The 532-nt window shown below is 59.6% G+C and carries 1 protein-coding gene and 1 pseudogene; both read right to left on the reverse strand.

The features are described 5' to 3' along the window. Positions 1–123: 123 nt before the first annotated feature. A complete protein-coding gene (locus CNE01S_RS25470; protein WP_138089269.1) occupies positions 124–366 on the reverse strand; it encodes a hypothetical protein in 243 nt (80 codons plus the stop codon). Further along, positions 363–532, reverse strand: a pseudogene (locus CNE01S_RS24185) (M15 family metallopeptidase); the annotation flags it as partial. The gene CNE01S_RS25470 and the pseudogene CNE01S_RS24185, both read right to left, overlap by 4 nt.

Consider the following 532-nt stretch of genomic DNA (forward strand, 5'->3'; position numbering starts at 1 on the left):
TCAGTGAACTGACGACCAGCGCCGTGACGGTGGCCACTTCGGTACTGGACAACCGGCCATGGGGGTTACTGAACAGCTCAGTCAGGCGATCAAACCATGCCATTTCAAAAGTCTCCTGAGTTTTCATGCTGCCCGGCGACCAATAACCCAGCGGAGAAACCAGCAAATCACCACTGCTGAAAGGACGGATTTCCAGCCAACGGGAATAACCACGCTCCAGCCTGCATATGCCGCCCAGCAGTTCCACAGGGTGAACAACAGGGTCCAGAACAAAAACGGGGCAAGGATCACCAGGAGAACAAAGCCGAGTACGGCCGTCACCTTCAGCCCCCGCAATGAGGGCTGGCTACGGGGCTGTGAATTCATGCCGGGTACTCCGCAAAGGGGAGCTGGAAGTGCGCCCCGTCCTTCAGGGTGTGCCAGTCGCCGCCCCATTCAACGGGAATAGCCAGCTGGCCGGAGGCCTGCTTAACCGCCTGCGCGATGGCGGCATACAGAGACCACGTCCAGGACACCTGGCCGCTGGCGTATG

The sequence above is a fragment of the Cedecea neteri NBRC 105707 = ATCC 33855 genome, assembly GCF_001571265.1.
GTDB classification, from domain to species: Bacteria; Pseudomonadota; Gammaproteobacteria; order Enterobacterales; family Enterobacteriaceae; genus Cedecea; species Cedecea neteri.

Excerpts from the sequence above, each read along its gene's own strand:
- CNE01S_RS25470 (WP_138089269.1), bottom strand. The coding sequence starts at position 366 with ATGAATTCACAGCCCCGTAGCCAGCCCTCATTGCGGGGGCTGAAGGTG.